Annotated in this window: 7 protein-coding genes; all 7 read left to right on the top strand. The window is 50.8% G+C overall.

The features are described from left to right. Nucleotides 1-219 precede the first annotated feature (219 nt). The 7 genes from ACYZTZ_RS31380 to ACYZTZ_RS31350 all read left to right on the top strand — a co-directional run bounded on the left by ACYZTZ_RS31380 (nucleotide 220) and on the right by ACYZTZ_RS31350 (nucleotide 7,166). Nucleotides 220-492: a hypothetical protein gene (locus ACYZTZ_RS31380; RefSeq protein ID WP_462000804.1), complete on the top strand. Its 273-nt coding sequence runs from the start codon at nucleotides 220-222 to the stop codon at nucleotides 490-492. Beyond that, nucleotides 489-2,828 carry a type I DNA topoisomerase gene (gene topA, locus ACYZTZ_RS31375; protein ID WP_462000803.1) on the top strand — a complete coding sequence of 780 codons (2,340 nt, stop codon included), beginning with the start codon at nucleotides 489-491 and terminating at the stop codon, nucleotides 2,826-2,828. The genes ACYZTZ_RS31380 and topA overlap by 4 nt, the downstream gene beginning before the upstream one ends. A 159-nt stretch (nucleotides 2,829-2,987) precedes the next feature. After that, a complete protein-coding gene (locus ACYZTZ_RS31370; RefSeq protein ID WP_462000802.1) occupies nucleotides 2,988-3,287 on the top strand; it encodes a TrbC/VirB2 family protein in 300 nt (99 codons plus the stop codon). Between the two features lie 15 nt (nucleotides 3,288-3,302). Further along, on the top strand, nucleotides 3,303-3,629 hold the full coding sequence (locus tag ACYZTZ_RS31365) for a VirB3 family type IV secretion system protein (RefSeq protein ID WP_462000801.1): 327 nt from the start codon (nucleotides 3,303-3,305) through the stop codon (nucleotides 3,627-3,629). Nucleotides 3,630-3,635: 6 nt separating this feature from the next. Then, nucleotides 3,636-6,137 carry a VirB4 family type IV secretion/conjugal transfer ATPase gene (locus ACYZTZ_RS31360; RefSeq protein WP_462000800.1) on the top strand — a complete coding sequence of 834 codons (2,502 nt, stop codon included), beginning with the start codon at nucleotides 3,636-3,638 and terminating at the stop codon, nucleotides 6,135-6,137. A gap of 7 nt (nucleotides 6,138-6,144) precedes the next feature. Continuing rightward, nucleotides 6,145-6,882: a P-type DNA transfer protein VirB5 gene (gene virB5 / locus ACYZTZ_RS31355; RefSeq protein WP_462000799.1), complete on the top strand. Its 738-nt coding sequence runs from the start codon at nucleotides 6,145-6,147 to the stop codon at nucleotides 6,880-6,882. Nucleotides 6,883-6,893: 11 nt separating this feature from the next. Continuing rightward, the gene (locus tag ACYZTZ_RS31350; protein ID WP_462000798.1) at nucleotides 6,894-7,166 is read left to right on the top strand and encodes an EexN family lipoprotein; all 273 of its coding nucleotides are present in this window, start codon (nucleotides 6,894-6,896) and stop codon (nucleotides 7,164-7,166) included.

The raw sequence follows: 7,166 nt of genomic DNA, 5'->3' as shown, positions 1-7,166 counted from the left end.
GCGCCCGTTCTGGTCCGTCGCCAAGGCGTTGCTTTCGTTCCACCGGAACTTATAGAAGCCAAACCAGCCGCTACGGCCGCTCCCTCGGCAGCACCGGTAACTGATCCAAGCGAGCCAGTGCGCTTGCAAACCGCCCAGCCGGAAACTCCAACTCCCCCGGCACCCAATCAATCTGAAACACGACGCTCCGTCGTCCTCTTTTAAAGGGGGTGGAATTTTATGGGACTTAAAAAGGAAGACGGCAAACAGCCCCCGGAAAAGGATAAGGCCAGCCGTGAGTTAATCGGCTTGATCGATGCGAATGTGAAACATCAAACACGTTGGGTACGCCGAATTCCGGTTTTGATCGCAGTTATTGGCGTTTTAGTTGCGGTGATTGGACTCGTCTTCTCTTCGGGATGGCCTGTCAGTATCGGCCTCCTAATGTTTGTAGTTGGCTTTACCTCGCAAGTCGTACTTTGGTACGGCCTACATGAAGGGAAGAACAAATGAAACTTATGGTAGTCGAGAGTCCAAACAAGATTAAGAAACTTAAAGCCTGCTTGGATGATAGTTGGAGTTTTGCCGCAAGTGTGGGCCATATTCGTGACTTGCCACGCAACGAGTTGGGTATCACCATTCCCGGCTTTGCGCTGGAATATGTGTTTATCCCAGCGGCTAAAGTGGGCACACAGACATTCCCAGGCGGTGAAGAGCGTTTAGAGCGAATCAGCCGCCAATTGCACAAGGCAACTGAGATATACCTTGCGACGGACTTGGACCGTGAAGGTGAAGCGATTGCTTGGCATTTGAAAGAAACTCTGGGTCTGGGTGATGCTGATTTTTCCCGAATTACATTCGATGAAATTACCAAGAAAGCGTTGGAAAAGAGCTTAGACAATCCGCGCATGATTGACTATGACTATGTTCTAGCGCAGGAAGCCCGCCGCGCACTAGATCGGCTTTATGGATACCTAGTTTCCCCGTGGCTGACAGAAGTTCTCGGCCTGTCTGTAACTGCTGGTCGAGTTCAAAGCGTTGCTTTGCGATTGGTAGTTGAGCTTGAGCGTAGAATTAAAGCGTTTCGGAAAACGAAGCACTTCGGCGCTGTCGTCTCGTTCGATGGTGGTTCATGGCAAGCGGAGTGGAATACAAAAAATTACCTGACGCCTGATTCAGCTTATATATTGGATCAGACAATAGCTCAGCGTGCCGCCAGTTGCCGTAACTTCACAGTCACTCACTCGGAAACGACCAAAGCTAAACGCTCGCCCCCTTCGGCGTTTTCTACGTCGTTGTTGTTGCAAGCGGCAAGCACCAGTTTGAAACTTTCGCCGCCTGTAACATCGAAGCTTGCACAAAAGCTGTTTGAGCAAGGTGTCATTACTTATATTCGTACCGATGGGGTTAATCTCAGCGAGGACGCAATAAGCGACATTCGCGAGCTGGCAACCGCAAAAGGTCTGGCAATTCCCGATAGCCCTCGTAAATTCACCGCGAAGGGTGATGCACAAGGGGCGCACGAAGGCATTCGCCCTACTGATTTTTCAGTTGAGGATGCCGGGGAAGATGACAATCAGCGCGCCTTGTATCGCCTGATCTGGCAACGCTCTGTAGCGTCACAACTGGCTGACGCGGTGTACTCAGTCAATACGGTAGAGCTGGAAGCTGTTGTGGACAACATGCCGTTCCAGTTCAAGGCCAAAGGCCGGACGCTGGTTAGCCCTGGGTGGTTGGCCTTGACAGCTAAAGACGCCACCGAGTCAGACGACGAAGAGAAAGAACCAGAACAGGGTAAAGTTCCAACATTGGAAGTCAGCAGTTCAAAAGTTGCGGATAACGGCAAGGTACTTAACAAAGAAACAACGCCTCCCACTCGTTTTACCGAAGCTACATTGGTGAAAAAGATGGAAGCCGAAGGCATCGGTAGGCCTGCGACTTACTCAAGTATCATTCAGAACATAACCGGTAAAGGTTATGTAGTTGAGGAAAAACGCTACCTTGTGCCGCAAGAAATTGGTTATCACATCATTGATAAACTGGTCGAGGCTAAGTTTACCTTTGTTGAGATTGCCTATACGCGGGAACTGGAAGAGCAGTTAGACCTTATCGCGAATAGCGAAATGACCTACGAAGAAGTAGTAGGCCAAGCATACGCGCAATTGATTTCAGAAATGGAAGCTGCGGGCAGCGACAAGGCTTTGAAGCCCCGTTTTCCATGCCCTAAGTGTGAAAGCGGTCTACGCCGATATGCAGCCGTAGGCAAGGTTCCGTTCTGGTTTTGCAGTAGTCAAGAATGCAAACACGTTATGGATGATGTGAACTTTCAGCCAGTGGAGCGGAAAGTTTACGCTTGCACCACTTGTAACGAAGGGACTATGCGCAAATTTAAGCGCAAGTCTGGTGGTGGCTTTATTTGGGCTTGCTCTACCGAAGAGTGCAAACACTTCATGGACGACCTGAACGGCAAGCCGGTTGAACCGGCCGTCCATACCTGCCCAGCGTGCAGGAAGTCGCCGTTACGTCGCTATCAGCGCAAGGACAAAGAAACAGGCAAGGCCAAAGGTTATGGCTGGTTCTGCACTGGCGAAGATTGCAAGACCTTCCTCGATGACGACCGGGGCAAGCCTGGCAAAACAGCACCGTGCCCGAGCTGCGGCAGCTTGCTGCATCGCAAAAAAGGCGAGTTCGGTTTTTGGTGGGGTTGCAGCGCCTATCAGGCTGGATGCAAGACCGTTATGGACGATAAGGACGGTAAACCCGTGCCGAAAAAGCCCAAGGTTGCGGGAGCCCCGACGCTCAAGCCTTCCATGCCGAAAAAGCTCGTTCTTAAGCAGACCAAGAAATGATATTTCAGTAACCAAATTAGTATATTTTGGCCGTTACTGGCGTATAATGCTGGGTACGGATTTGCGGGGTAAATAAGGATGTCTTGACCGAGCAAAGCTGTAGCCGGTGACGGGCCGGGATACCCGTCAAGCCTTTATCAAAACATTGGAGTTCATGACATGACGCAAAAACTGACCAAGGGGAAAGCCCTTCCGCTGATGGCCGTAGTGGCTTGCTTGGCTTTACTCGCTGTAGAGCCTGCCTTCGCGGCCGGTGGGCTGGACAAGGTGGATACCTTCGCTGAGAACCTGCTGTCCGTTCTCCGTGGTGTGTCGATCACCGTAGTGACCATCGCGATTATGTGGGCTGGTTACAAATTCCTGTTCAAACACGCTGACATCGCAGAATGCGGCAAGATCCTGGCCGGTGGCCTTCTGATTGGTGGTGCTGCCGAGTTGGCCGCCTACCTGTTGACGTAATCGGAGCAACAAACAATGTCGGCACAACTGGAACCACAAGATCCCCGCGACCCGCTGTTTAAGGGCTGCACCCGGCCAGCGATGATGTTTGGCGTGCCAGTTGTGCCGCTTGCCGTCGTCTCTGGCGTTTTTATTCTGTTGGCAATCTGGACAAAAATTCTCGTTGCTGTGCTGCTCGTTCCAATCGTCATGGTGATGCGGCTTATCGCCAAGAAGGACGATCAGCAGTTCCGGCTACTCGGCCTGAAAATGCTTTTTCGTCTGGTCAACTTCAACCATAACGGGCGCTTTTGGAACAAAGCTTCAACATATAGCCCGCTTTCCTTCAAAAAACGTAAGTGAGGCGATATGACCGCTCAAGCTAAATATCATCAGCAGCTTTCACGCGAACGGGATGTAGCGCCATTCATTCCGTACAGCAATCACGTTTCTGATAACTCCCTAGTCACCAAAGAAGGTGACTATGTGCGTATTTACAAGCTGTCTGGCATCAGCTTTGAAACCGTAGACGGCGCAGACATTCTGTTGCGTAAAGAGCAACTGAATACGTTGCTTAAATCGATTGGTTCGCAGCATGTTGCATTGTGGACTCACACGGTACGTCGCAAAACCTCTGACAGACTGGTCGCTACATTCAAGAACAAGTTCTGCCATGACATGAACAAAAAGTATTACGACTCGTTGTCCGGGTATCGGATGATGTCCAACGAGCTGTATTTGACTGTTATCTACCGCCCGGCGCCTTCGCGCATGGATAAAATGTTCCTGAAATCGGCTCGCCGTAGCCGGGCTGAGCTTTTATCCCAGCGCAAAAACGCCCTGCGGAAACTCGATGATGTTTGCTATCAAGTCGAGTCGAGCATGCGCCGCTACGACCTTGAAGAACTTACCTGCTTTGAAGAGCAAGGCGAGTTCGATCAAGAGCCTGTAGTTTATTCACATGCTTTGTCATTCCTTAATTTTCTGATCACAGGCGAGTGGCAGAAAGTGCGCGTGCCCAAAGCACCGCTTAACGAATACCTCGGCACGGCCTGGGTTCATGTAGGCACGGAGACTATTGAAATTCGTTCCCCTACAAAAACGCGTTTTGCGCAGGGAATTGACTTCAAAGATTACGCGGCCCATACAGAGCCTGGTGTTCTTAATGGCCTAATGTACGAAGACTACGAATTTGTTATTACTCAATCGTACAGCTTCATGTCGAAAAGCAAAGGTAAAGAGTTTCTGGAGCGTCAACGCAAACAACTTCTGAACACTGAAGATGGAAGCGCTACGCAAATTGAGCAAATCACCGACGCTATCGACGCTCTGATTCAAGGCGAATTTACCATGGGTGAATATCATTATTCGCTTCTGGTATTTGGTGAATCCGTTGAAAAAGTGCGCCGTAACACTACCTCGGCCATGACCATTATTCAGGATGCGGGTTTTCTGGCTGCCTTGGTTGTTACAGCGACCGACGCGGCATTTTATGCGCAGTTGCCTTGTAACTGGAGTTTCCGCCCCCGAGTTGCTGGCTTGACCAGTAAGAATTTCGCGTCCTTGTCGTGCTTCCACAACTTCACCGCTGGTAAGCGCGACGGCAATCCTTGGGGCCAGGCTGTCACGCTGATGAAAACCCCATCGGGCCAGCCGCTGTATTTCAATTTCCATTACTCAAAAGGCGACGAAGACGCTTTCGATAAAAAGGTCTTGGCGAACACACGGATTATCGGGCAAGCCGGTTCGGGTAAAACTGTGCTTATGAACTGGCTGCAAATGCAGGCCCAAAAGTTTGTGGCTGGTGCGCCAAGTGGTTTTGCCTCGGTATTCTTTGATAAAGACGAAGGCGCGAAGCTCTGCATTAAGGCACTCGGCGGTAAGTACCTGTCCGTTAAAAATGGCCGACCTACCGGCTTCAATCCAATGCAGATTGAAAAGTCCGAAAGCAACATTCTGTTCCTGGAGCGCTTGATTAAAAATCTGGTTTCGGTCAACGGCCAGACCATAACCACAACCGATGAATTGCGAATCAGCAAGGCCATTCGTACCGTAATGGAAATGGACCTGTCATTGCGCCGCCTTTCAACGGTATTGCAGAACATTACGGAAGGCGCGGACAAAGCAGACCAAGACAATAGCGTTGCCAAACGTCTGTCGCGTTGGTGTTATGACGACGGCGACGGTCGCGAGGGGGCTTTGGCTTGGGTGCTTGACTGCCCAACCGATATGATCGACTTCACCACACATAACAACTACGGTTTCGATGGAACAGACTTCCTCGATAACGCCGATGTTCGCACGCCTATTTCCATGTACTTGTTGCATCGCATGGATTCGATTATCGACGGTCGCCGCTTTATCTACTGGATGGATGAGGCGTGGAAGTGGGTCGATGATGAGGCGTTTGCTGAGTTCGCCGGTAACAAGCAATTGACGATTCGTAAACAAAACGGGTTCGGGGTGTTTGCGACACAAATGCCAAGCAGCCTTTTGAAGTCAAAAATTGCGGCCTCCTTGGTTCAACAGGTGGCAACCGAAATTTATCTGCCAAACCCAAAAGCAGACTTCCACGAATACACCGAAGGTTTCAAATGTTCGGTGGCCGAATGGGACATTATCCGAAACATGGGCGAAGAAAGTCGCATGTTCTTGGTCAAACAGGGTCATACGTCAATGCTCGGTCGTCTTGACCTTGACGGCTTCGACGATGAACTGGCGATTTTGTCGGGTAGCCTCGATAACAACGAGCTTGCCGATAGCATCATTGCCGAACTTGGCGATGATCCTGAAGTGTGGCTTCCGGTGTTCCAAGAACGTCGTAAAGCCCGTGTCAAAAACTCCAAGCTGCAAACAGCAAATAGCCATTGAGGTAACTATGAAACGGACTCTCGTAGGATTTGCACTGACTGCGCTTATCGCAACCTCTGCATACGCTCAAATTCCCGTCACTGTCACCAGTGACGTTCCGGCCACGTTGAACCAAGTCCAAACAATGGCTCAATGGGCACAGCAGATTTCCGAAATGAAACGGCAATACGACCAGATGCAGACGGATTATCAGCAAATGGTGCGTACCTATACCTCGACTACCGGCACTCGTAACATGGGCCAAATCATGAACGATCCGTCGTTGCGTGATTACCTGCCGGGCGATTGGCAGAAGGTTTACGACAGCACGAAGACCGGGGGTTATTCGGGCTTGAGTGGTAGCGGCAAAACCGTTTACGAACAGAACCGGATTTACGACGCCTGCGCAAGCTACATCGACGATCAGCAACGTCTGTCCTGTGAGGCTCAGGCCGTCAAAGCGTCACAGGACAAAGGGTTTGCCATGGATGCCTACACGGCCGCCAAGAGCCGGATTAACCAGCTCGACGGCCTGATGGCTCAAATCGACCAAACCCAAGATCCGAAAGCCATTGCGGAGCTACAGGCACGAATGGCAGCCGAACAGGCCAACGTGCAGAACGAACAGACCAAATTGCAAATGTACTCAATGGTTGCAGAAGCCGAAGAGAAAGTGCAGCACCAGCGGCAACGCGAGCTGAACGCCCAGGTGCTTACCAAGCGCGAGTACAAGGCACGTCAACCAACTGACTTTCTTTCCCAATGAGGGGTGCTGTTATGACTTTAAAAACCTGTGTCCCGAAATTGGCTATCTGTCTGTTTGTGGTTGCCCTAGCTGGCTGCAAAGAAGATACGCCCGTGCAAACAGTCGAGTGGTACAAGGAACACACCGCAGAACGCGGCAAGATGATTTCAGAATGCAGCGACAAGGTCGGTGAGAAACTGACCTCGGCCAACTGCATCAATGCCAAAAAAGCGGACAACGAAATCATCTTAGGGAAGCGCGGCGGTTACAGAGAGCGTGCCCCAATGGATTTCAAGGACAAATGA

The organism is Pseudomonas sp. LB3P58, from assembly GCF_054897895.1.
Note: the sequence above shows the minus strand (reverse complement) of the source record. Positions and strands in the feature narration are given on the sequence as shown.

What these genes read in the sequence shown, in the direction of transcription:
- ACYZTZ_RS31380 (WP_462000804.1), top strand. Translation starts at nt 220, where the DNA reads ATGGGACTTAAAAAGGAAGACGGCAAACAGCCCCCGGAAAAGGATAAG.
- topA (WP_462000803.1), top strand. Translation starts at nt 489, where the DNA reads ATGAAACTTATGGTAGTCGAGAGTCCAAACAAGATTAAGAAACTTAAA.
- ACYZTZ_RS31370 (WP_462000802.1), top strand. Translation starts at nt 2,988, where the DNA reads ATGACGCAAAAACTGACCAAGGGGAAAGCCCTTCCGCTGATGGCCGTA.
- ACYZTZ_RS31365 (WP_462000801.1), top strand. Translation starts at nt 3,303, where the DNA reads ATGTCGGCACAACTGGAACCACAAGATCCCCGCGACCCGCTGTTTAAG.
- ACYZTZ_RS31360 (WP_462000800.1), top strand. Translation starts at nt 3,636, where the DNA reads ATGACCGCTCAAGCTAAATATCATCAGCAGCTTTCACGCGAACGGGAT.
- virB5 (WP_462000799.1), top strand. Translation starts at nt 6,145, where the DNA reads ATGAAACGGACTCTCGTAGGATTTGCACTGACTGCGCTTATCGCAACC.
- ACYZTZ_RS31350 (WP_462000798.1), top strand. Translation starts at nt 6,894, where the DNA reads ATGACTTTAAAAACCTGTGTCCCGAAATTGGCTATCTGTCTGTTTGTG.